Here is a 20311-nt window from a genome sequence, read left to right on the forward strand (position 1 = left end):
TGGACACTCCGCCCTGCCGGGCGGTGCCGTCGACCGGCCCGCCCGGATCCCCCGCCTCCGACCTCAAGGCTGCCCTCATGCCGATGTCACCAGCCGTGCTACGGCTCGCCGCCACCGCCGCGGGATTCCTGCTCACGACCGCCGCGGCCACCACGGCCGGCACGGCCTTCGCCGCCGTGCCGCCGCGCTCCGCCCCGGCCCGGATCGCCGCCGACGCGACGGACCAGGCGACCTGGGACGCGCCCCTGTCAACCCAGGGCCGCTACGTCGTCGACGCCCACGGCCATCGCTTCCGGCTGAAGGCCGCCAACTGGGACGGCGCGCAGGGCTCGTGGACCGGCGGCGGCAGCGCCGCCGACCCCGCCAACCACCACGCCGGGCAGGACTCCCACGGCATACCCCTCGGCCTGGACCGCGCGCCGCTGCCCCAACTACTCGCGGACTACCACCAGTTGGGCATCAACACCATCCGCCTCCCCTTCTCCAACGAAATGATCCACAGCACGACGCCCGTGCCCGACAGCGCCGTGACGGCCAACCCCCAACTCCGCGGCAGAACACCGCTGGAGATCTACGACGCCGTGGTCGACGCGCTCAGCCGGAGCGGCTTCGCCGTCATCCTCAACAACCACACCAATACGTCCCGATGGTGCTGCGGCGTCGACGGCAACGAACGCTGGAACAGCGGCCAGTCCACCACCCAGTGGGCGGACGACTGGGTGTTCATGGCCCGCCGCTACGCCTCCGTCCCGCGCGTGGTCGGCGCCGACCTGTACAACGAGGTCCGGCGGGACGTGCTGGACGACCCCAACTGGGGCCTGGGAGACAGCCACGACTGGTACGGCGCGGCCCAGCTGGCCGCCGACCGCATCCTCACCGAGGCCGATCCGCGCCTCCTCATCGTGATCGAGGGGATCAACTGGACCGGCGTACCCGTGGACGGACTCCCGCACGGCCGGCCCGTGCTCACCCCGGCCCGTACCCTCTCGCACACCCTCGTGGACTCCCACAAGCTGGTCTACTCCGCCCACTTCTACGGCTACACCGGCCCGCACCACAGCGGCGCCACCGGCATCGGCGAGACCCATGACGCCCGCTACCAGGACCTGTCCCGCACGGAGCTGGCCGCGGCCCTCGACGACGAGGCGTTCTTCGTGGAGGAGACAGGCCGGCACTACACCGCGCCCGTCTGGGTGAGTGAGTTCGGCATCGGTTCGAGCGAGACGAACGCGGCGGCCCGTACCTGGTTCGGCAATGTCACCGACTACTTCGCGGACCACGACGCGGACTTCGCGTTCTGGCCGCTGGTCGGCTTCGAGGGCCACGACGACTGGGCGCTGCTGCGCTACGACGGCGCGGGGCACCGCTCCGGCATCCTCGACCCCGGCGACTGGCGTGCCGCCGCATGGCAGCACCTGGTCACCGCGCCGGGCAAGTCCGGACCCGTGGCCTCCGTTCCCGTGTGGCGCATGCTCAGCACCGATCACGGTGACGCGGTGGAGTCGCTGCGGGTGCGGACCACGGGAGACTGGGATCCCGGAGCGTACAAGGCGGTCTGCCCCGACGGTTCGAGACTGCTCGGGCTCAGCCACACCGGCGGGCATGGCCTGTGCACCGACACCGGCACGGGAGATCTGCGTGCCGCCGGCACCCGCCAGACGGTCGTCACCGACGAGCGCCATGTCCCGGCCGGCGGCGACTGGGCGTCGGGCTACACCAAGTACCAGTGCCCCGCAGGGGAGTTCCTCATCGGCTACAGCCTGCGCGGCGCACGCGTGTCGGCGGCGTTGTGCGTCCCGGCACGGGCAGCGCTGTCGGGGGCCGGTCGGACGGTGTGGTTCGACCGCTCCGACAACCGTCCCGCCGACGCGGCCGGCGGAGACTTCGCCTACGGCGACTACAAGGGGCAGTGCGCGGCGAGCGAGTACGCCACCGGGATCGCCTTCACCACCCGGGTGGGCAGCCGCCCCGGCCCCGCGGCCCTGCTGTGCCGCACCCTGCCCTGACGAGGGAGCGGCCGGACAGACCGCTCACCGCTCAGCCCGCGGCCACGTCGTACCGGCCGGTCACTCGCCGTGGTACGGCAGGGTCGTGCCCGGCAGCGCGTACTCGTCCCGGCGCCCGCACATCCCGAAGCCGCCGAGCCGGGTCGGCCCGGTCTCGTACGCGGTCGCGTCCGCGAGGTAGTCGGGCTGCCCGGTCTCCAGCGCGTCGAGCTGGGCGCCGGTGCGCTCGGCGGTGGCGAGGGCGCCCGCCCGCCACAGCTCGCGCCAGCCGGGCACCTTGGCGCGGACCAGGCGGGCGGCGGCGCGCTGGAAGTCCCGGTACGGGCCGTCGTCCCCGGCGGCGAGGGCCTCGCGCAGCACGAGGTAGCCCTCGACGGCGAGGTCCCTGCGGCGTCGGGCCGCCGCTTCCGTCTCCGGGCCGGTGCCCGGCAGAAGCGTGGCCGCCGCCGCGTACCGCTCCGGATCGGCGAGCACCTCCGGCGGGAAGGTGAACACGGCGTCCCCGGCCTCGGGCAGGCCGCTGTTCTGCATCAGCACGGTGATGCGCAGGTCGCCGCCCTGCACCATGCGGTGCACGGTGCCCGGGGTGAACCAGGCGACCGTGCCGGGCCGGAGCGGGACGTCCCGGTAGCCGCCGGGGCTGAGGGTCTGCACCGCGCCCCGGCCGCCGGTGACGACATACGCCTCGGTGCACACCAGGTGCAGATGCGGGCTGCCGCCGCACACTCCGTCGGCGGCCTCCCAGTCGTAGGCACTGAGGTGGGAGAGGCCGACGGCCCCGGGCAGCGGGCGGGGCAGCGTGTCCTTCGGTTCCGTCACCACGGCAGGCCCGCCAGGTGGGCGGCGACCCGCTCGCGGTCCCAGGCCCCGTCGGCGATCACCACCCGGTAGCGGTAGCCGAAGGACTCCCCCGGCTCCAGGGTGAACTCCTCGAAGAACGCCCAGGAGACGGCGACCGTCGGGATGGGCTCGGCGCGCACGAACCAGTGGGACTCGTGGATCGTGGACGCCTCGTCCAGGTTCTCCGGCGCGTGCGCGAAGACCAGCGTGGAGTGCGCGTCGACCTCGTCGTGCTCGGTGGTGAAGGCCAGCCACGGCCCCTGGCTGCCCATCAGCTTCGCGGCGTCGGCCTCCTCGGCGTCCGGGGCGAGGACACGGCCGCCGGTGAAGTCACGCGCACCGCGCCACTGCAGGCCGGTGTACCCGGCCATCTCGCGTCCCGCGGTGGTCGGGGATCCGAACACCAGTGGCTCGGCGCGGACGTTGGTGAGCCGGATCGACCAGTCCAGCGCCCAGGCGCCGGCCTCGGCGTCGACCGAGTGCACCTGGATCCCGCGCACCTCCCGGGCCCACTCCTGCCCGCCGTTCTCGACCCAGGTCAGCTCCTCGGTGAACGCGAGCCGGTCGTCCTCGGCCGTGAGCGCGGTGAAGCCGTCGTGGCGCATCGAGCCGACACGGTCCGGCAGCGCCAGGTAGCCCTGGCCGTGGACATAGCAGTTGCCGCCCCAGAAGTTCTGCCCGGACAGGTGGCTGGCCGTCATCTGCAGGCCCTTGTGCCAGCGGTGGTCGTTCGGCCGGTATCCGGTGACCGTGCGGCCGGCAAGCGTGCGGACGGGGTGGGCATAGGGCTTGCGGGACTCGAAGGCGTCCGGGTCGGGGCGGTAGACGTAGCGGAGGATCTCGGTGCCGTTCGGCGCCTCCACCGCGAGGTGCTCGCCGTGGACGTGGCTGACGCGGATGCTCATGCGCGCTCCTTCGGGGCCCATTCGGGGTGGCCGCCGTGCATGGCCGAGTAGTAGGGGTCGCCGGGACCGATCTCGCCCGCCCGCACCGGCTGCCCGGTGAACGCCGCCTTGTACAGGGCGGCGGCGAACTCCAGGGCGACGCGGGCGTCGTGGCCGCTGCCGGGAGGCCGTACGCCACGGTCGTAGGCGTCGAGGAGGGCGCCGAGCTGCGCGACGTGCGAGCTGGGCACGTCCTGCGCGGGGGTGCGCCAGGCGGCGGCCCGCTCGGGGGCGACGTGCGGGGCCGGGGTGTAGACCCAGTCGTCGTTGCCGTGTCCGTACAGATGGGTCAGCTCCACCGTGGCATCCGCGCAGTCGATGCGGATGCGGCTCACCTCGTCCGGGGAGAGCACGCTGTTGACGACGGTGGCGAGCGCGCCGCTGCGGAAGCGGACCAGGGCGGTGGAGACGTCCTCGCTCTCGATGTCGTGGACCAGCCGGGCCGCCATGGCCCGTATCTCCTCCCAGTCGCCGAGCAGGTGCAGCAGCAGGTCGTACTGGTGGATGCCGTGCCCCATGGTGGGCCCGCCGCCCTCTGTGGCCCACCGGCCGCGCCAGGGCAGGGAGTAGTACGCGGCGTCCCGGTGCCAGGTCGTCTGACAGTGCGCCACCAAGGGGGCGCCCAGCTCGCCGCGCGTGATCAGTTCGCGGGCGTGTACGGCACCCGAGCCGTAGCGGTGCTGGAAGACGACCGAGGCGTAGGCGCCGGTCGCCTCCTCGGCGGCGGTGATGTCGTCCAGTTCGGCCGGCGACAGGCACAGCGGCTTCTCGCAGAGCACCCAGGCGCCCGCCTTGAGCGCGGCCACGGTCTGCTCCCGGTGCAGCGCCGGCGGGGTGCCGATCAGCACCAGGTCCGGTCGTACGGCGTCCAGCATGGCGTCCGTCGAGGTGAACCCGGCGACCTGCGCGCCCGTGAGCTGCCGGAAACCGTCCAGCCTCCCCTCGTCCACGTCGACGGCGGCGACCAGTTCGGCCCGCTCGGCATGGGCTCCGAGCGCGGGCAGATGACTGCCGGTGACGATGGCACCGGTGCCGATCACGGCGACGCGGCGGCGGGGTGCGGGCGGGGTCATGCAACGCTCCTCGGAGATCGACGGGGCGGAGACGGCGAAGGCGAAGACGATGGCTATGGCGATGGCTATGGCTATGGCTATGGCTATGGCTATGGAAAGCGCTTGCTCCGTACGCGGACGACCCTAGGGGCGAGGGATTGTCAGGACAACCCCTGTGCGCGGAAGTCGGCTGGTGCGACGGTTGCTACGGCCGGAGCACGATCTTGCCGTGGGTGTGCCGTCGCTCCAGCTCGCGGAACGCGTCTTGCACCCGCTCCAGCGGGTAGGTGCCGGCGATCGGGACCTCCAGCTCCCCACGCGCGGCAAGCCGGGCCAGCTCGCCGACGACGACCGCGCACGCCGCCGAGCCTTCTCCGTGGGTTCGCGCACCGACCTTGGCCGCGGCCTGCCAGTCGCGGATCGTGTTGATCCGCTCGGGTCGGACGCCCAGCTCCACCGCCAGCTCCACGTAGCCGTCACCGAACGTGTCGATGAACGCGTCGACGTTCCCGTGGGAAGCCTGCCGGATCCGCTCGGCCACGCCGTCCCCGTACGCGATCGGGACGACACCGCGATCCTTCAACCAGGCATGGTTCCGCTCGCTCGCCAGCCCGATCACCGTGGCACCGCGCCGCCGCGCCAGCTGCACCGCGAGGGAGCCGACGCCGCCCGCCGCGCCGGACACCACGACCGTGTCGCCCGGTCCGGGGTCCACCGCGAAGACCGTGGCGTACGCGGTCGTACCGGCGACGTACAGCGACCCGGCCACGTCCCAGGGCAGCCCCTCCGGGCGGGAGACCAGATTCACGTCGTCGACCACGACGAACTCCGCGTGGCTCGCCCGGTTGTGGGTGAAGCCCAGGACCTCGTCGCCCACCGCGAAGCCGCGCACCTGCGGGCCCGCCTCCACCACGACGCCGGCCAGATCGCTGCCCTGCCCGGAGGGAAACGTCGCCGGCCAGCGATCGTGCCGCGCGCCCATGCGGATCATCACCTCGCCGGGCTGGATCCCCGCCGCGCGGACCTCGACCAGCACCTGCCCGGGGCCGGGCGACGGCCGCCCCACCTCCTCCACCCGCAGCACGTCGATCCCGCCGTACTCGTGGAACCGCACCGCCTTCATCGCGTGATCACCACACTTCCTCGTTCGGACATGTCTTGGACGACCCCGCGCGGACCTGCCACGCGTTGACCGTGCCGTCGCGTTCAACGGTCCAGCAGTGGCGCGGTCTTCCCGGAATGAGATCCGTGCTGCCTGGCCGACCGGTCTCGGGCGACGGTGCCCGGGCGGTGCGCGATCTTTCGGCTCGTCAGCCCCTGCCGCAGACCGGCCACGCCGGGCAGGATGATCACCATGACCCGCAACCCGCATGACGCCGCCGCGTTCCATGACCTGTTGGCGGCGCACTCGCCTGACTTCCCTGGTTCTGGCCCCCGACAGGAGCCGCTTGATCGCGTCGGCGCAGTCGATCAAAGAAGAGGGAACCGAGCACGTTGCGAGGTTGTGGGAGGTCGATCCCTCCGGCAAGGGTGACAGCCGTCTCGTGGCCGGCTCCGTGGAGGGTGACTCCGATCCCGCGTTCGCCGCCGATGGGACGCTGTTGTTCCTCTCCGCCCGCGAGAACGCTGACGGTAAGGGTGTGTCGCTGTGGGCATTGTCCGAGCGTGGTGCGGCCAGGCGGATTGCCCATCACCCGGGGGGAGTATTCGCCTTCACCTCCGCGGCGCATGCCGACGCGGTCGCCTACACCGCTGATCTGCTCCCTGGCGCGGCGGACACCGAGACGTACGCCGCAGCTCGCCGTGAGCGCGAGGATGCCATGGTGACCGCGGCGTTGTACGAGGAAACTGCGACGTCTGCCTGGAGTGCGGCTCTTGGACCCGACGAACCGCACACGTTCGTCCTGCGTTCCGACCGGCCCGCAGTGATTGCCGGGAGCCAGGGCCCGGCAGGCACCGCCGACGTCGCACTTTCTCCGGACGGGTCGCTGGTGGCCTGCACGCGGGCCGCGACCGGCCGTGCCCCGGACACGAACACCGTGGTCGTCGCCGACGCGGCAACCGGCATGCACCGTCGCACCTTCTCCCGCCCCGGCCATCAGTACTACGCCTGGCGTTCACGGCCGACGGCTCGACCTTGGTCTGCCAGCGCCAGCGCGAGGAGACATACGACAGCGAATGGCACGTCACGCTCGTCGCGTTCGACCTGGACTCCGGCGAAGAGACCGACCTTCTAGCGGAGTTCGACAACTGGCCGTGGCCGGGACGGGCGGTCCTGTCGCCGATCCCCGGGGATCCGACGTTGTGGTTCACAGGGGACGAGCGGGGGCACTGCCCGGTCTTCCGCCGCGACGCCGACGGCACGGTCACACGCCTGACCGCCTCCGGCGCCTACACCTCGCTCTGCGTGACACCCGACGGGACCACCCCGTACGCGCTGCGCAGCGCGATCGACAGCCCACCCCGCGTGGTCCGCCTCGATGCCGTCAGGCCCGATCAGGACCCTGTCTTCCTCAACGCCCCCGGCGACCTCCGCTCGCTTCCCGGCACCCTGACCGAGGTGCACGCCCGAGCCGACGACGGCTTCCCGCTCCGCGGCTGGCTCGTCCTGCCCGAAGGGGTCTCGCCCGAGCGTCCAGCACCCCTGCTCGTCGTCCCGCACGGTGGACCGCAGGCATCCTGGAGCGCCTGGACGTGGTCGTGGAACCCCTGGCCGTTCGCGGCACGCGGCTATGCGGTGCTCCTGCCGGACCCGGCCCTGTCCACCGGCTACGGGCGGCGGATGCAGGAACGCGGCCGCGGCCAGTACGGCGGTCAGCCCTACCGGGACGTCATCGCGCTGACCGATGCGGCACTGGCCCGCGCCGACCTCGACGCCACCCGGACGGCGTTCGCCGGCTGGCCCTACGGCGGCTACCTGGCCAACCGGGCCGCCACCCTCACCGATCGCTTCAAGGCGATCGTCTCGGCCGCCGGAATGTGGAACCTGGAGGCGTTGCAGACCGACACGGACATGCATGCCTACTTCCGCAAGATCTTCGGTGACCCGCGGACACAGCGCGAGCGGTACGAGGCCGGCTCACAGCACTTCGACTGGGTGAGGATGAAGACGCCGATGCTGATCGTGCATGGCGGGAGGGACTACCGCGTGCCGATGGGCCAGGCACTGAGTCTGCACAGCGATCTGCGGCGGCTCGGCGTGCCGGTCAAGTTCCTGCACTTCCCGACAGAGGGTCACACCATCGGAGCGCCGAACCATATCCGGATCATGTACGAGACGGTGCTGGACTTCCTCGACCACCATCTTCTCGGGCAGGAGTGGCGGCGGCTCGCGATGCTTTGACTGATCCCTCTCGAAACAGCTTCGGAGAGCAGCCGAAGGGCAGCTGTAGGCTCCTGGCGTGTGATCTCTTCCCCTCACGGCATACCTGCGCCACTCCACCATGAGCCCAGCCCGGAGGCCGGGCAGGAGGCGGACGACGACGCGTTGATCGAAGCGCTGCAGGCTCGGGCATGGGATCCGGGCCTGCGATTCGACCGCGCGGACGTCCCTGTTGCCTGGATCGTCGAGCGTTATGGCAAGCCCCGGTTGGAGCAGATTCGAGACGACATAGTGTCGTACGGCAGTGACGGGACGGTCGAGCTCAAGGCCGGGGCCGAGGAAGTCACTGCCTACTACGCCGACGCTCCTCGCGGGCCGATGTTTCCCCCGGTCTCCCTGTCTGAGGTCGAGACGGCAGAGCGCAGAATCGGGCGCCGTCTTCCCGGACTGCTCCGGCGTGTCTACACCGAGGTCGCCGACGGAGGATTCGGACCCGATAGCGGGCTGGCCTCCCTGACCGACGGCAACCGGGCGCCGAGACATGTGCGCGACTGGCCGTGCGCGGTCAGCGTCCACGAACGCAACCTGTCGGAAGGCATGCCGCCGTCATGGCTCTTCCTCACCTACGGCGGCTGCACGATGCAGTGGCATGTCTCATTGACCGCGGTCGACAACCCGGTGCTTCTCTACGACGCCGACGGCTGCACCTTTGGTGAAGGTCCTCACGACGGCCTGTGCCATGCGACGGCCTCCCTACGAAAGTGGCTGGCGACCTGGGCTGACGGCGGCGACGTCTGGGATGAAGTCCTGTGACCGCTCTGAGACGGTCAATCAGGCAGGATCTGCCGAACCGCGCCTGTCCTCGATGTGGACGACGCGCAGTTCGCTGCCGTCCCGGTGGCGCTTGGAGCGTCCGTACAGCCCTACCATGAGATCCGAGTGATCACGGGGCTCATCGGGTGCGACGTACGTAAGGACGTCCTGGTGGTGTCCGGTGACCACCCAGCCGTCGGCCGCGTCGACGTCGATCACTCCGAAGTCTCCCGCTGATGACCCCGCATGCGCAGGACCGAACTTCCTGAGGATCTCGGTGGCCTGCTCCGCGAGGTCTCCCTCGGGGGCGGTCAGCACGACACAGGTGCCGTGCTCGAACAACACCCACGACTTGCGGGGGTCGGCAAGAAGCCGTTGCCAGACGTCGACCAGTGTCTCGGTGCTCACCCCGATCATCATGCCGCACTTCCACCGGCGCAGACAGGGTTCATCGGCAGACGAACAGCTTCCCGGTCAGTGGGTGACGGCGGAGGCGGACAGGAGGGTCGCAGCGGCGAGGCTGCCCCAGAGGGCGGCCGGGCCGTGGGGGGCGAGAGCGGTGATGACCGCCGGGGAGACGGCGAGGCCGAAGCCGGTGGACAGCTCGAAGCGGGCGAGGGTGCGCCCCAGGGCATGAGCCGGGGCGAGGACGGTGACGAGTGCGGTGGCACTGCCGGCGTAGATGATCTCGCCGATGGTGCAGACCACGGACACCGCGGCGACGACCGGGGCGCCCCAGCCGTGCCCCAGTGAGGTGGCCGCGAGGAAGCCGAGGTAGGACGCGCTGAGTACCACGCCGGCGAGAGCCAGCACGGTCCGCCGGGAGTAGCGGGACATCAGGACGGCGACCGGAACCTGCAGCGTAGTGCCGAGTACGTACCGGTAATCGATGGCCGAGGCCCCTCGCGAGACATAGTCTTGATCACGAGGGGGCTACATGACGACTACCGTTGTCGCAGCTCAGAGCGAGGTTCCTCGCTCTCTTGTCCTTACTGGTGACCGGGCGAGGGTCCTCGCCCGCTCACCGGTTTGCGCGGCGGCAGGTACGCGCGTAAGAGCGCGTACCGCGGCAAGAGCGCGCGCCGAGGCTTCTCGGTGCGCGAGCAGCGAACTCCCGCCCTGTGCGCCTGTTGGCGACGGGGCCTTGCCATGTGAGGGGGCGCCCGTGCACTGGTCCGACAGATTCCTCGCGAGCACCGAGGCCGGCCCGGGCGGTTGCTGGCAATGGACCGGCTATCTCATGCCGAACGGATACGCCCGCATCAGCGTTGACGGCGAGCGGCAGTACGCACACCGCGTCGCGTACGAGGCGTTCGTCGCCCCCATCCCCGCCGGCCTCGTCATCGACCATCTGTGCCGCAACCACGGATGCGTGAACCCCGCCCACCTCGACGCCGTGACGCAGCGCGTCAACGTCCTGCGCGGTGAATCGCACGCCGCCGCTCGCGCTCGACAGGTCGCGTGCATCCGAAGGTGCCGAGCAAACGCGCGCAGCCGCGCCCGCAGCCGACAGGGGGTGACCGGTGCCGCTGCCTGACAACAACGCCCCGTGGCCGCCGCCCCAGCTCGCCCCGCTGTACCGCGAGCTGCACGTCGACGACGCTTGGTACTCCGGCGACCGAAAGAAGCTCGCCGAGGTCTACCAGCACCAGCAGCGACGCGAGGACGGCCGGCGCCGGCTGTGGTCCCGTCACCGCCACCCTCAGCCCGGCAAGCGCGACACCCGCCTACACATCCCCCTCGCCGGCGACATCGCCACCACGAGCGCCGATCTCCTGTTCTCTGCAATTCGACCGGGCGATGTTCACCCCGGGCCTTGTCGTCGACCGGCCGCGCGTCGCATTCGGCGACGGCGTGAGCGAGGATCCGGAAGCGGTCGCGCAAACCCTGTCGCTTCTCCAGCAGGCGCAGGCCGTGAGCACCGACACGAAGGTGCGCGCGCTGCACCCTGATTGGGACGACACCGCCGTGCAGGCCGAGGTCGACCGCGTCCTCGTCGAGACCGGGCAATCCGTCCCCGACCCCATGCAAGCAGGTAGCTTGATTTGATTCTGTCAGACTGCTGTTTCAGTTGAGCACCCGTCCTCGCATTCTGGAAACTCGTTCAGAATTGCTAGAGATGCGCGGGCATCAGCAGCAATGGAATCATAGGAGCGGACATCAATTTGATGGTTCCACATGATCAGCTTCAAGCGCTTGCGATCAAGGTCTGTCACATTCTCGCGACGCCCCATGATGATCAGTCCTCGCGAATAGGAGCTAATGTCTACCAATCCCAGACCGCCTCTTGTCTTTGGGTCACGCGCATGCGGCCCCTGGTCATCCACCCATGTCCGCCAGTCGAGTATCTGTCGAATCCCTTCATCCAGATGTTCGCTGGGACGCCCCTTCTGGGTAAAGAGCGCCTCTCTGGGGCTTTGGAGTTCAATGAACGTCCACTTTAGGCCAGTACTGTCGAGGCGTGCCGTGAGAAAGTCGGTCACATAATGGATACTGAGCCTGGTTTGAGGAATAATCCACCGGCACTGAATTGAAAACCCCGAGGCGAGGACTTGCGGATGTTCTTGAAGAAACTCTTGCAAGGGCCGCTCATCGGTGGCAGTCCTTAGTTTCTCTTCGTATGCCTCAATATCGGCCAGCGTCGGGCTGGAAACATGAAGGCAAGTTTTTGCGTGCCCGCTCCGAAGTAGTTCCTTAGTTACTTGCTGGACGTACTGCCCGTAGGAACTATGCGAGGAGAAGGTCGACGCAGCGCGCTGCCTTGTGAGGTACTCACCGGCTCGCTCTCCATAGCGCTCCATGGCTCGATGTACTTCTGCTTCGAGATCGTCATCGCCGCGCGGCGTGACCTGGGGATCCGTCACCTCGCCAACCTTAGCGGCGGCTGCGGAGCAGTGGTCCGTTTTGGGCGAGGGGGGCAGTTATGCCGATCCATCCTGGGATGGTCGAGGACCTCTCCACTGATGTGCGTGATCTCTACGCGGACGCCGAGGCGCGGCTGCTGGGGATCGTGGCGCGGCAGCTCGCCGACGGGTTCGAGGCTCCAGGGTGGGCGGTGGCCAAGCTCGCCGACATCCAGCCTCTACGGCGGGCCGCGCAGCACGTCGTCGACTCGCTCGCGACCGCGGTCGACCTTGAGGTGTGGGACGTGATCGCCGAGGCGTACAACGTTGGTGCACGCGCCGGCCTCGCTGAGCTCGGCGCCCTCGGCGACGACGAGGTACGCCGGATCGCCAAGACGACGCCGGCGACGCGTGCTGTGGATCGGCTCGCGCAGGAATCGGTCTACCTCGTCACCGAGACGCACCGCGGGATTCTCCGGGGAGTTGAGGACGGGTACCGGCAGGTGATCGCCGAAGTGTCGGCAACGCCGCTCCTCGGCATCGCCACCCGCAGGCAGGCTACACAGAGCGCCATGGAACGGTTCTCCGACCGTGGGCTGCGCACGTTCGTCGACAAGAGCGGGCGCACGTGGCAGATGACGAGCTATGCCGAGATGGCCGTGCGGACGGCGACCGGCCGCGCCGCGGTTGAGGCGCACGGCGACAAGCTGCGCGCCGCCGGCCTCGACCTCGTTATCGTCAGCAACGCCCCGCACGAGTGCCCCATCTGCGCCCCGTACGAGGGCAAGGTGCTCTCGCTCGACGGCCCGGGCGGCGCGCGCACCATCGAGACTGAGCACGCCACCGAGGACGAGCGCACCGTGCGCGTGCACATCGACGGCAGCGTCGACGAGGCGCGGCAGCACGGTTTCCAACACCCCAATTGCCGACACAGCCTGTCGGCGTACCTGCCCGGGGTGACCCGCGCACCGGTCGAGGCGTCCGAGGACCCCGACGGATACGAGGCCACACAGAAGCAACGCGCGATCGAGCGCGGCATACGCAAGTGGAAGAACCGCACCGCCTCGGCCGTGACCCCCGAGGCCAATCGGTCCGCCGAGGCCAAGGTGCGCCAGTGGCAGGCCAAGCAGCGCGAGCACCTACACCAACACCCCGAGCTCATCCGCCGGCGCGAACGCGAGCAGCTCGGCGCCGGTAACCTCCCCCCGTCCGGCGGCACCGCCGGGCGCATCGGTTCGCCGTCCGGTCCGGGGTCGGACCCGTTCGAGTCCGCGCGCGTCCGCTCGGGCGACGAGCGCACGCTGCCCGAGATGACCGACGAGCAGCTCGGCGCCGCGATCCGACCCGGAGTGCTCGACGAGCGCGACCTCGACCGCATCCGCGGCGAGGGCGACCGGCGCGACGAGCAGGCCCTACTCGACCGCATCCGACCGCACGGTCGGCTCGTCGACAACTTCGCCGAGTTCAGCGACGAAGCGCTCGCCCGCGTCTCTACCCACCTCGGCGACGACGACATGCTGCGCGTCATGGCCGAGGCCGACCGGCGCGACGTCGACGCCGCCCTGCCCGGGGCCCGACGCGACCTCGTCGGCATGTCCGAGCAGGACCTCGCCGCCCGCGCCCGGCACGTTGCGGGCGACCGGCCGGCGATCGGCGCCGAGATACACCGCCGCCGCCTACTCGCCGAGGTGCTCCCCGACCGGCGCCTCGCCCGCGACCTGTCCAACGTCGGCGACGACGTGTTCGGTTGGGCCGTGCGTTATGCCTCCCCCGATGATGCGGCGCGCATCGCCGACGAGCTCGACGCCCGATACCCGCCCGCCCCGCTCCCCGAAGCGGCCGGCGCGCACACCGTCGAGGGGCAGCTCGCCGACCGTGCCGCGGTCGACGAGGTCCTCGAACCGGCCGCCGAGCCAGACGCGTGGAACGGCCCTTTCCGTCGACTGGTACGCCGGCATGTCCGGCACCGAGCGATGGATCGCCGAGCCCGAGTACGCCGACATGCAGCAGCGCACCGCGTACACCCGTGAGCAGCTCCGCGAGATGTACCGCGAACACACATGGGCGCAGTACATGGACGCCGAGGACGCGACCAACGGCTATCTACTCTCCCGCGAGGCCCGAGCCGCCGGCGTTGACCCGGGAACGTTGTTCAGCGGTCCCGCGCACGTCGCCTACGCCCGTGCCTCGGAGGAGCTCAAGCGGTATTGGGCCGACAACCCGCGCATGACGTTCGTGGAGTACGAGGAGATGGTCGCCGGACAGCGCAGCGCCTCCGCCGAGACCGCCCACGCCTCCCGCAACACCCAGAACAACCGGCTCTAGGGGGTGGCTGTGGGACATCGAGGCGACCTCGTTCGCGCACTGCGCGCCGGTATCGACGCCGGCCGCGCCGCTTCCCCCGTGAGCTCGTGCCCCTACCCCCGCGGCGACCTGCGCCGCTCGGCATGGGTGCGCGGCTACGCAAGGGCGCGCCAGCTCACCACCTAGGTTCACGGAGCCGCTCCATGGCTTCCTTCACTAGGGCCTCGACCCGTGGATCGATGGGGTCATCGTCGAAGTGGTAGAAGTCATGCCGTTCCACAATCTCTTGCGCCTCGTCCCATGAAAGGCGCGGTTCGAGTTCAAGGACGTAACCATCCAGGCGCGGTTGGACCGCGTTCCGCATCCTGCTCATGGCCGCCTCTGTCGGTATGCGGTTCGCGAACAGCACACCCCGGTCGGCGCCAACGTCTTCCAGCTTGCCGACGAGCGAGTCGATCACACCGACATCTATCGGGCGCCGACGCCACTTGCACTCGATGACGACCATGATCTCGTGCGGCCCTACGCGAGCCGTCACCAGTACGTCTATCTGCCGCAGCTTCCCGCTGATTCGTCCCGGGATACGGACGTTGTGCTGTACCTGCGCCCCCGAGTACATGCGGCGCGCTTCTTCGGCGATCCGCTTCTCGAACCGTAGCCAGTTGGCCTCTGCCTCTTGCCCCAATGCGTCTCGCACGGGCCGAACGTATCTCGCCCCTCTGACAGGAGCTGACTAGATGAGTATCTCCACTCTGCCTCTGCACCCCCACACGGGGATGCTGCCCTCGGCTTCCGCCGTGACGGACGCCCGATCTGGCCCGTCAAGGGCGGCTCGGGCGAAGGCGGCGACCCCGCCGGCCGGCGACCCCAGCACCCCGCCCGCGGGCGCCCCGTCCCTCTCCCCGAACACCGACCCGACCACCCCGCCGACCCCGGACCCGGGCGCCGAGCAGCAGCTCGCCGAGGCCACGACCCGAGCCCAGTAGGCCGCCGCCGAGCGCGAACAGCTCGGCGCCGGCAACCTGCCCTCGACCGCGCCGCGCCCGCCGCAGGATGCGATCGGGCTGCGCGCATGCTCTCCGGTGACGAGCACACCCTGCCCGAGATAGCCGACGAGCAACCGAGGAGTCGCCACGTGTCACTCTCGCCGAATTCACTGAACAAGTAACCGGAATCGCAGCAGCGCCGGCGAGACCTCACGTGACGCGCGAGGGCCAACGCCCCAAGTTCTAAAGGGTGTTGGTTATTAGCGTTCCGTGAATCCCCAGTGTGAGCCCGGCAGGCCGGTTTGGACGGCCACCGACTGACTGTCCGCATCGAGCCGACGAAGCCCTGTTGGGCGCCGCTTGGGTGCTCGACTACGTCGTCGGCGAGCGAGACCGCGACGAGTCCAAGGGCTGGACCACTTTCCGAAAGTGCCCGCTGATCCAGTGAGCGGCCCTTTGTTACTGGCCAACCACACAAACGTAACCCGTCCATGGGTTGACCCGCTACAGAGGCGCACTGTCTGATACGGAGGTACCTTCGAAGAGTCGACGTGACAGGAGGTGCCCATGCGGTCCCAAACACGGCAACTGCCCGGAGCGGCGACACGGCATCACTATGAGGTGAGCGAAAAGGATTTCGTTCTGATCGACGCCTACAGTGACGAGTCTGTAATCAGTTGGACCGCCGACTTCTCCGCCAATAGCTTCATCAGCGTATGCGAGAAGCACGGGGGTTTCAGCGATGCTTCCTCTGAGGCAGTTATCTCCGTGCACGGCCGAAGGTTTCGCGGCAGCGGAAAAAGGGCTCAGGACTGGCTAGGAAACTTCCAAGCATCAGAGATCGAGGATGGCTGCGACTTCATCCGTTTCGATCTGTCGAAGATAACCCTCACCTTCCACGATTTGGGAGACGTACACCTAATAAGCGCCGACCCCGACAGTGGCGACCTCGAAGAGATCCGAGAACTTTTCGAAATGTCAGCCACCAAGGAAATCCGACAGCACCTATCGGAGATTTTGAGAAGTTCGCAAACAGCGGGCCGCGTCGCATAGTCAAACCTCTTCGATCATACGAAAGGGAGCCACTATGCCAAGCCTCCGAAGACTCCGCCCCGGAAAGAGGGCTAAATGTCGCGACGATATCCCGCAGGGATTTCTGACCATTAGCACTTACGTTACGGGCAGAAGCTGCTCCGTGAGTAAAAGGTCAGACACAACACAGCATGTCGTTTACATACAAAGCGATTCCTTGCTGCCTTGGATCCTTGCAGTTAGCGCGGATTCGAGTCAAGACATTCGCTTCCCTCAAGACGGACGTCGATTTACACGAGGTGGACATCCGCTCACTCACTGGGAAGAGAAAGTGAGCCTGACGGGCAGGAGAAGAAAAAAGGCATCAAGTCGAAAGCGCCTGAACCATCCGGTAGTAGCGGCGACTGCGAACCGCGTAGACGAAGAAATCATGGTTCAGGTCGAGTGGAATTGCGAAGATGCCAGATACATCGGTCCAGGTGAGCTACAAGACCCTGCTCTCATACGCGTCGATACGGTTCCCTGAGGAGAGAGCAGTCGGATGAAGGATGCCATACCTTTCATCGCCGCCAGCGTCATGTATCTATTGAGCCCAATCCTGACTCGACGCGCCCAGGCTTCTGTAAGGAATTGGATTTCATCGGAGAAAGATCATTCGAATATCCCCGTCGGCACACCACCGTACTACTTGTCACCGGAGCAGATAGAAGACTATATCGAATTTTCGGTGGATGCCGTTCAGGTTGTCCCAGCAATCACCCTAACTGGCGTGGGAATAGTTCTCATACTTCCGGATGGCTTGCCTTCATGGGTCGTCGGGGTAATCTATATATGCGTCACCCTCGCCCTAGTCCTGGCTGATACGGGAATGTATCTCACACGTCCCCAGAGGTATTTGAGCCGAAAATTTTTTGGCCTTTCCTACGTTGCACTCGGCGGCCTTCTCATTAATCTCGCTGGCATCGCGTTCGCATTTTCGTAGCCGCGATCCCCCCTCGCTACGGGCACAACCGAGCGGCAGCTTGCCCCACCCGCGTCGTACCCCTCTCCTCCCTGGCCCGCCGATTCGGCGGGCCCTTTCTCATGCCATCACGAGCCCCGGAGGGCCAACCCGACATGCCCGAGCAGATCCTCGACGAGACCCTGCCGGCCCACCCTCGTACGGGCGATCTCGCCCTCGGCTTCCGCCGCGACGGCCACCCGATCTGGCCCATCAAGGGTGGCTCGGGCGAGGGCGGCGACCCGAACACCCCGCCCGCCGGCGATCCGACCCCCGCCCCGAACACCGGCCCCGGCACCCCGCCGGCCGCGGACCCTGCCACCGCGCAGCAGCTCGCCGAGGCCACCAACCGCGCCGAGCAGACCACTACCGAGCGCGACGAACTGCGCGCCGCCCTCGACGCCGTGAACAAGGCACTCAACCCTGACGGCACCGAGGCCGAGCAGGACACGGCCGCTCTCGCTGCCACGGTCCCCGACCGCGACAAGCAGCTCGGCGACCTCGCCGCCGAGCTGCGTACCGCCCGAGTCGAGCTCGCCGCCTTCAAGACCGCCAGCGAGCAGGGCGCCCGCGCCGACCGGCTGCTGAACAGCCGCGCATACTTCTCGTAAGTCAGGTTCTCTCGTACGGCAGTCATGATCTTTCGCAGCCTTCCAGCGCGTCCGGGGGGTCAGATACGGCCGCACTGGGGCCTGCGGGCAGCCCTGGCGATCGGCTGCCGTACGGGAAGCTGACCGATAGCCGCACCACGCTCCCACCTGCTGTGCTTTCCTGCGATCACTACAGTGGGTCTTGCGAGGGACCTCCAGGGTGACCACCAGCACGGTGTTGGCCACGAAGACGGCCGCCGACCACACCGGCGATGCGTGCAACTGCGTCACCAGGACCAGCGGGAGCGCGATTTCGGGGACGTTGAGGCAGAACACGTAGACCACGTTGGCGGCCAGCAGCGCGCGCATCCGTGGCGCGGGCCCGTCGTCCCCGTCCTGGGCCGGGGTGGCGGCCGGATGCGCGTGCAGACGCACCGACCACGCCAGGGCCGCCGCGACGAGATAGGCGAGCCCGGTGACGACTGCCAGCGCCTGCAACGCGGTGGTGCCGCCCGCCAGGCACACGGTGGCGATGAGCGCGCCCACACCCAGGCCGGCGTTGCGCAGGGCGCGGCCCGCCGCGAGAGCGGCGTCGCGTTCCCGGCCGTGGGCGACCGTGGCCACGAGAGCCGCGTGGGCGGCCGGCCACGCCTGGTTGCCGATGCCGAGGAAGAGCGCCGCCGTCGCGAACAGCCAGACGTGCCCCGCCGGGGTGGCCAGGAGCAGTGCCACGCCGAGTACCCGCACCAGCATCGACGCCGCCACGACCGAGCTGCGCGCGCCCCGGTCCAGCCATCGGCCCACCCCGGGCATGCACACCAGGCCCGCGACGACGCCGACCGTCATGGCGATACCGGTGACCGGCGCGGACAACTTCAGCACCGTCACCCCGTAGAGCAGCAGAAAGGGCCGCAGCAGGCCGGTGCCGAGCGCGTCCACGGCCAGGGCGACGGCGTAGCGGGGGCCTCCGGAGGCTCGGACGAGGGTGCGGGGCTGGATCTTGGTGGTGGTTGCCATGGCGTCAAACGGTGCGTCCGACCGCCGGGCTGGGCACGTCGGTTGACGGGAACCGTCAACCCACGTCGTCGTCGGCCGTCCGGACAGTGATGATGAGCGGATGACGTTGAGGATCGACATCGGCGGCCTGCCGTCCGAGCGAGTGCGCTTCGCCGCCTCCCCGCTGGCCGAGCTGACCGCGATGCTGCACGTCCTGGCCGAACCCGGGCATCATCCGCAGCTCGCCGGCTGGGCCGGGGACGTCTGGGCCGGGCTGCGGCCGGAGCTGGCCGAGCGGCTGCGGGAGGCGGACTTCCTCTGGCGTTCCTCACAAGCCGACTTCCTGATCCCCGCCCGGCCTCGGCCGACCCTCGCCGAGGAGTTGGACGACGTGGACCGGATCGACGACGAGACGTACGTGACCGCCGCGCTCGTCACCACGTGCGGCAGCAGCCGGGTCCACTTCGCCGCTCGGTCACCGCTCACCGACGCGGCTGCCCGCGAGCGGGCCCTGGAGGTGGCCCAGGCCCGCGGTGCACAGCAAGAGGCCTTCGCGGAACGGCTGCTCGCCGACCCGGCCGCTGTACGGTCGCGGGTGCGCCATACCCTCGAACAGTGCGCCGACGCCTTCTTCGACTCCGCCTGGGCGGGCGTCGCCGTGCAGCTCGCCACCGACCTGCGCCTGAAGAACGACCTGCTGAAGCGCCAGGGCATCGGGGCGGCACTCGCATCGGTCTCCGGCGCGGTCACCCTGTCCCCGGACGGCGACTGCATCATCGTGGACAAACTGCAGGACAAGACGACCGCCGCGCACGGCACCGGGGTCACCTTCATCCCGAGTGTCTTCGGCCGCCCGCACCTGGTGGCGGTCCACACGCCGGGGTGGCAGCCGGTGGTGCAGTACCCGGTCGCCGAGCCGAGTCCATCGGAGCCGGTGACGCTGGAAACGGTCACACTCCGGCTGGAGGCACTCGCACATCCCGTACGGCTGCGGCTGCTGCGCACCCTCGCCCGCGGCCCGCACACCACCAGTGAGCTGGCCCACGCCTGGGAACTCTCACCCCCGGAGGTCTCCCGCCACCTCGCCGTCCTGCGCCGCGCGGGCCTGCTCACCGCCCGGCGGCAGGGCCGTTACGTCCGCCACACCCTCAACCTGCCCGACCTGACGGCACTGGGCACCGACCTGCTGGCGGCCGTGCTGCGCTGAGTACGAGGCGACTTCCTCGCGGCCAGGCCGCATCGGCCAACGGCCCGTGTGGCAGGGGTCGGTGGCGGCGGGGATGTCGTCGACGTCTGGGAGGTCGGCGAGGTCCACGCGGGCCGCCGCGACGGCTTCGGGGGTACGCCTCCTTCTTCTCCCGCTCGGCGCGCCACCGGCGCCGTCCGCTGCTGGATCCGCCCGACCGACTCGCCGTTCGCCCGGCGTCGGAGCACGGTGTGCATGTCCTTGATGATGACGGGCGGCCGGCCGCGTACGCGGGCTGATCTTCTCGGAGAACACCTTGTCGCGCGGGATGCCGTGCTGGGCGAGGGTGAGCGGGATGGGGGTGCCGGGCCGCCAGGGCAGGCCTGGTGCGCGGTCG

General features: G+C 69.2%; 20 protein-coding genes and 2 pseudogenes. 13 read left to right on the forward strand and 9 right to left on the reverse strand.

The annotated features are described in order from the left end of the window. Positions 1 to 77 precede the first annotated feature (77 nt). Complete coding sequence (locus ABZ937_RS24950; RefSeq protein ID WP_361695417.1) at positions 78 to 2006, forward strand: cellulase family glycosylhydrolase; 1929 nt, start codon at positions 78 to 80, stop codon at positions 2004 to 2006. Between the two features lie 60 nt (positions 2007 to 2066). Here ABZ937_RS24950 and ABZ937_RS24955 read toward each other — a convergent pair whose 3' ends face one another. The 4 genes from ABZ937_RS24955 to ABZ937_RS24970 form a co-directional block, all read right to left on the reverse strand. Next, on the reverse strand, positions 2067 to 2828 hold the full coding sequence (locus ABZ937_RS24955) for a cupin (RefSeq protein WP_361695419.1): 762 nt from the start codon (positions 2826 to 2828) through the stop codon (positions 2067 to 2069). Further along, positions 2822 to 3751 (reverse strand): PmoA family protein, encoded by a 930-nt coding sequence (locus ABZ937_RS24960; protein ID WP_361695421.1) that lies wholly within the window; start codon positions 3749 to 3751, stop codon positions 2822 to 2824. The genes ABZ937_RS24955 and ABZ937_RS24960 overlap by 7 nt, the downstream gene beginning before the upstream one ends. Then, positions 3748 to 4863, reverse strand: coding sequence for a Gfo/Idh/MocA family oxidoreductase (locus tag ABZ937_RS24965; protein ID WP_361695423.1), 1116 nt, complete (start codon positions 4861 to 4863; stop codon positions 3748 to 3750). The genes ABZ937_RS24960 and ABZ937_RS24965 overlap by 4 nt, the downstream gene beginning before the upstream one ends. A 184-nt stretch (positions 4864 to 5047) precedes the next feature. Beyond that, positions 5048 to 5965 carry an NADP-dependent oxidoreductase gene (locus ABZ937_RS24970; RefSeq protein ID WP_361695425.1) on the reverse strand — a complete coding sequence of 306 codons (918 nt, stop codon included), beginning with the start codon at positions 5963 to 5965 and terminating at the stop codon, positions 5048 to 5050. Between the two features lie 325 nt (positions 5966 to 6290). Here ABZ937_RS24970 and ABZ937_RS24975 point away from each other — a divergent pair, with 325 nt between their 5' ends. The 3 genes from ABZ937_RS24975 (at position 6291) to ABZ937_RS24985 (ending at position 8977) form a co-directional block, all read left to right on the forward strand. Further along, a complete protein-coding gene (locus ABZ937_RS24975; RefSeq protein ID WP_361695427.1) occupies positions 6291 to 7079 on the forward strand; it encodes a hypothetical protein in 789 nt (262 codons plus the stop codon). Next, entirely contained in the window at positions 6980 to 8185 is a 1206-nt protein-coding gene (locus ABZ937_RS24980; protein WP_361695429.1) for a prolyl oligopeptidase family serine peptidase, read from the forward strand. Before ABZ937_RS24975 ends, ABZ937_RS24980 begins: the two co-directional genes overlap by 100 nt. 144 nt (positions 8186 to 8329) lie before the next feature. Continuing rightward, positions 8330 to 8977, forward strand: coding sequence for an SMI1/KNR4 family protein (locus tag ABZ937_RS24985; protein ID WP_361695431.1), 648 nt, complete (start codon positions 8330 to 8332; stop codon positions 8975 to 8977). Positions 8978 to 8995: 18 nt separating this feature from the next. On the opposite strand, the gene ABZ937_RS24990 is transcribed toward ABZ937_RS24985, so the two are convergent. Together ABZ937_RS24990 and ABZ937_RS24995 are read right to left on the reverse strand one after the other, a co-directional pair. Continuing rightward, complete coding sequence (locus tag ABZ937_RS24990) at positions 8996 to 9394, reverse strand: hypothetical protein (protein ID WP_361695508.1); 399 nt, start codon at positions 9392 to 9394, stop codon at positions 8996 to 8998. 57 nt (positions 9395 to 9451) lie between these two features. Then, positions 9452 to 9841: pseudogene (locus tag ABZ937_RS24995) on the reverse strand (MFS transporter); the annotation flags it as partial. A 301-nt stretch (positions 9842 to 10142) separates the two neighbouring features. Between ABZ937_RS24995 and ABZ937_RS25000 the strand changes: the two are divergent. Both ABZ937_RS25000 and ABZ937_RS25005 read left to right on the forward strand, forming a co-directional pair. Beyond that, the gene (locus tag ABZ937_RS25000; protein ID WP_361695433.1) at positions 10143 to 10514 is read left to right on the forward strand and encodes an HNH endonuclease signature motif containing protein; all 372 of its coding nucleotides are present in this window, start codon (positions 10143 to 10145) and stop codon (positions 10512 to 10514) included. A gap of 263 nt (positions 10515 to 10777) precedes the next feature. Further along, positions 10778 to 11026 carry a hypothetical protein gene (locus ABZ937_RS25005; RefSeq protein WP_361695435.1) on the forward strand — a complete coding sequence of 83 codons (249 nt, stop codon included), beginning with the start codon at positions 10778 to 10780 and terminating at the stop codon, positions 11024 to 11026. A gap of 5 nt (positions 11027 to 11031) precedes the next feature. Here ABZ937_RS25005 and ABZ937_RS25010 read toward each other — a convergent pair whose 3' ends face one another. Continuing rightward, positions 11032 to 11841 carry a Shedu anti-phage system protein SduA domain-containing protein gene (locus ABZ937_RS25010; RefSeq protein WP_361695437.1) on the reverse strand — a complete coding sequence of 270 codons (810 nt, stop codon included), beginning with the start codon at positions 11839 to 11841 and terminating at the stop codon, positions 11032 to 11034. Between the two features lie 77 nt (positions 11842 to 11918). On the opposite strand from ABZ937_RS25010, the gene ABZ937_RS25015 reads away from it, so the two are divergent. The 3 genes from ABZ937_RS25015 to ABZ937_RS25025 are packed head-to-tail and all read left to right on the forward strand — an operon-like array spanning position 11919 to position 14310. Then, positions 11919 to 13850, forward strand: coding sequence for a phage minor capsid protein (locus ABZ937_RS25015; protein ID WP_361695439.1), 1932 nt, complete (start codon positions 11919 to 11921; stop codon positions 13848 to 13850). Then, positions 13777 to 14145, forward strand: coding sequence for a hypothetical protein (locus tag ABZ937_RS25020; protein WP_361695441.1), 369 nt, complete (start codon positions 13777 to 13779; stop codon positions 14143 to 14145). The genes ABZ937_RS25015 and ABZ937_RS25020 overlap by 74 nt, the downstream gene beginning before the upstream one ends. Positions 14146 to 14154: 9 nt before the next feature. After that, positions 14155 to 14310 carry an Rmf/CrpP fold protein gene (locus ABZ937_RS25025; protein ID WP_361695443.1) on the forward strand — a complete coding sequence of 52 codons (156 nt, stop codon included), beginning with the start codon at positions 14155 to 14157 and terminating at the stop codon, positions 14308 to 14310. Here the strand turns inward: ABZ937_RS25025 and ABZ937_RS25030 are convergent. Beyond that, entirely contained in the window at positions 14300 to 14821 is a 522-nt protein-coding gene (locus tag ABZ937_RS25030; RefSeq protein ID WP_361695445.1) for a restriction endonuclease, read from the reverse strand. The two genes, ABZ937_RS25025 and ABZ937_RS25030, sit on opposite strands and share 11 nt — an antisense overlap. 40 nt (positions 14822 to 14861) lie before the next feature. Between ABZ937_RS25030 and ABZ937_RS25035 the strand changes: the two genes are divergently transcribed. The 3 genes from ABZ937_RS25035 to ABZ937_RS25045 all read left to right on the forward strand — a co-directional run bounded on the left by ABZ937_RS25035 (position 14862) and on the right by ABZ937_RS25045 (position 17124). Then, positions 14862 to 15110, forward strand: a complete 249-nt coding sequence (locus tag ABZ937_RS25035) for a hypothetical protein (protein WP_361695447.1) — start codon at positions 14862 to 14864, stop codon at positions 15108 to 15110. A 621-nt stretch (positions 15111 to 15731) separates the two neighbouring features. Then, positions 15732 to 16163 carry a hypothetical protein gene (locus tag ABZ937_RS25040; RefSeq protein ID WP_361695449.1) on the forward strand — a complete coding sequence of 144 codons (432 nt, stop codon included), beginning with the start codon at positions 15732 to 15734 and terminating at the stop codon, positions 16161 to 16163. A gap of 520 nt (positions 16164 to 16683) precedes the next feature. Further along, entirely contained in the window at positions 16684 to 17124 is a 441-nt protein-coding gene (locus tag ABZ937_RS25045; protein ID WP_361695451.1) for a hypothetical protein, read from the forward strand. A gap of 815 nt (positions 17125 to 17939) precedes the next feature. Here the strand turns inward: ABZ937_RS25045 and ABZ937_RS25050 are convergent. Further along, a pseudogene (locus ABZ937_RS25050) lies at positions 17940 to 18749 on the reverse strand (MFS transporter); the annotation flags it as partial. A 100-nt stretch (positions 18750 to 18849) separates the two neighbouring features. On the opposite strand from ABZ937_RS25050, the gene ABZ937_RS25055 reads away from it, so the two are divergent. Continuing rightward, the gene (locus tag ABZ937_RS25055; RefSeq protein WP_361695453.1) at positions 18850 to 19935 is read left to right on the forward strand and encodes a helix-turn-helix domain-containing protein; all 1086 of its coding nucleotides are present in this window, start codon (positions 18850 to 18852) and stop codon (positions 19933 to 19935) included. Positions 19936 to 20311 lie beyond the last annotated feature (376 nt).

The organism is Streptomyces sp. NPDC046727, from assembly GCF_040645635.1.
Lineage (GTDB): Bacteria > Actinomycetota > Actinomycetes > Streptomycetales > Streptomycetaceae > Streptomyces.

What these genes read in the sequence shown, in the direction of transcription:
- ABZ937_RS24950 (WP_361695417.1), top strand. Translation starts at nt 78, where the DNA reads ATGCCGATGTCACCAGCCGTGCTACGGCTCGCCGCCACCGCCGCGGGA.
- ABZ937_RS24960 (WP_361695421.1), bottom strand. Translation starts at nt 3,751, where the DNA reads ATGAGCATCCGCGTCAGCCACGTCCACGGCGAGCACCTCGCGGTGGAG.
- ABZ937_RS24965 (WP_361695423.1), bottom strand. Translation starts at nt 4,863, where the DNA reads ATGACCCCGCCCGCACCCCGCCGCCGCGTCGCCGTGATCGGCACCGGT.
- ABZ937_RS24970 (WP_361695425.1), bottom strand. Translation starts at nt 5,965, where the DNA reads ATGAAGGCGGTGCGGTTCCACGAGTACGGCGGGATCGACGTGCTGCGG.
- ABZ937_RS24990 (WP_361695508.1), bottom strand. Translation starts at nt 9,394, where the DNA reads ATGATCGGGGTGAGCACCGAGACACTGGTCGACGTCTGGCAACGGCTT.
- ABZ937_RS25005 (WP_361695435.1), top strand. Translation starts at nt 10,778, where the DNA reads ATGTTCACCCCGGGCCTTGTCGTCGACCGGCCGCGCGTCGCATTCGGC.
- ABZ937_RS25015 (WP_361695439.1), top strand. Translation starts at nt 11,919, where the DNA reads ATGGTCGAGGACCTCTCCACTGATGTGCGTGATCTCTACGCGGACGCC.
- ABZ937_RS25020 (WP_361695441.1), top strand. Translation starts at nt 13,777, where the DNA reads ATGTCCGGCACCGAGCGATGGATCGCCGAGCCCGAGTACGCCGACATG.
- ABZ937_RS25035 (WP_361695447.1), top strand. Translation starts at nt 14,862, where the DNA reads ATGAGTATCTCCACTCTGCCTCTGCACCCCCACACGGGGATGCTGCCC.
- ABZ937_RS25045 (WP_361695451.1), top strand. Translation starts at nt 16,684, where the DNA reads ATGAAGGATGCCATACCTTTCATCGCCGCCAGCGTCATGTATCTATTG.
- ABZ937_RS25055 (WP_361695453.1), top strand. Translation starts at nt 18,850, where the DNA reads ATGACGTTGAGGATCGACATCGGCGGCCTGCCGTCCGAGCGAGTGCGC.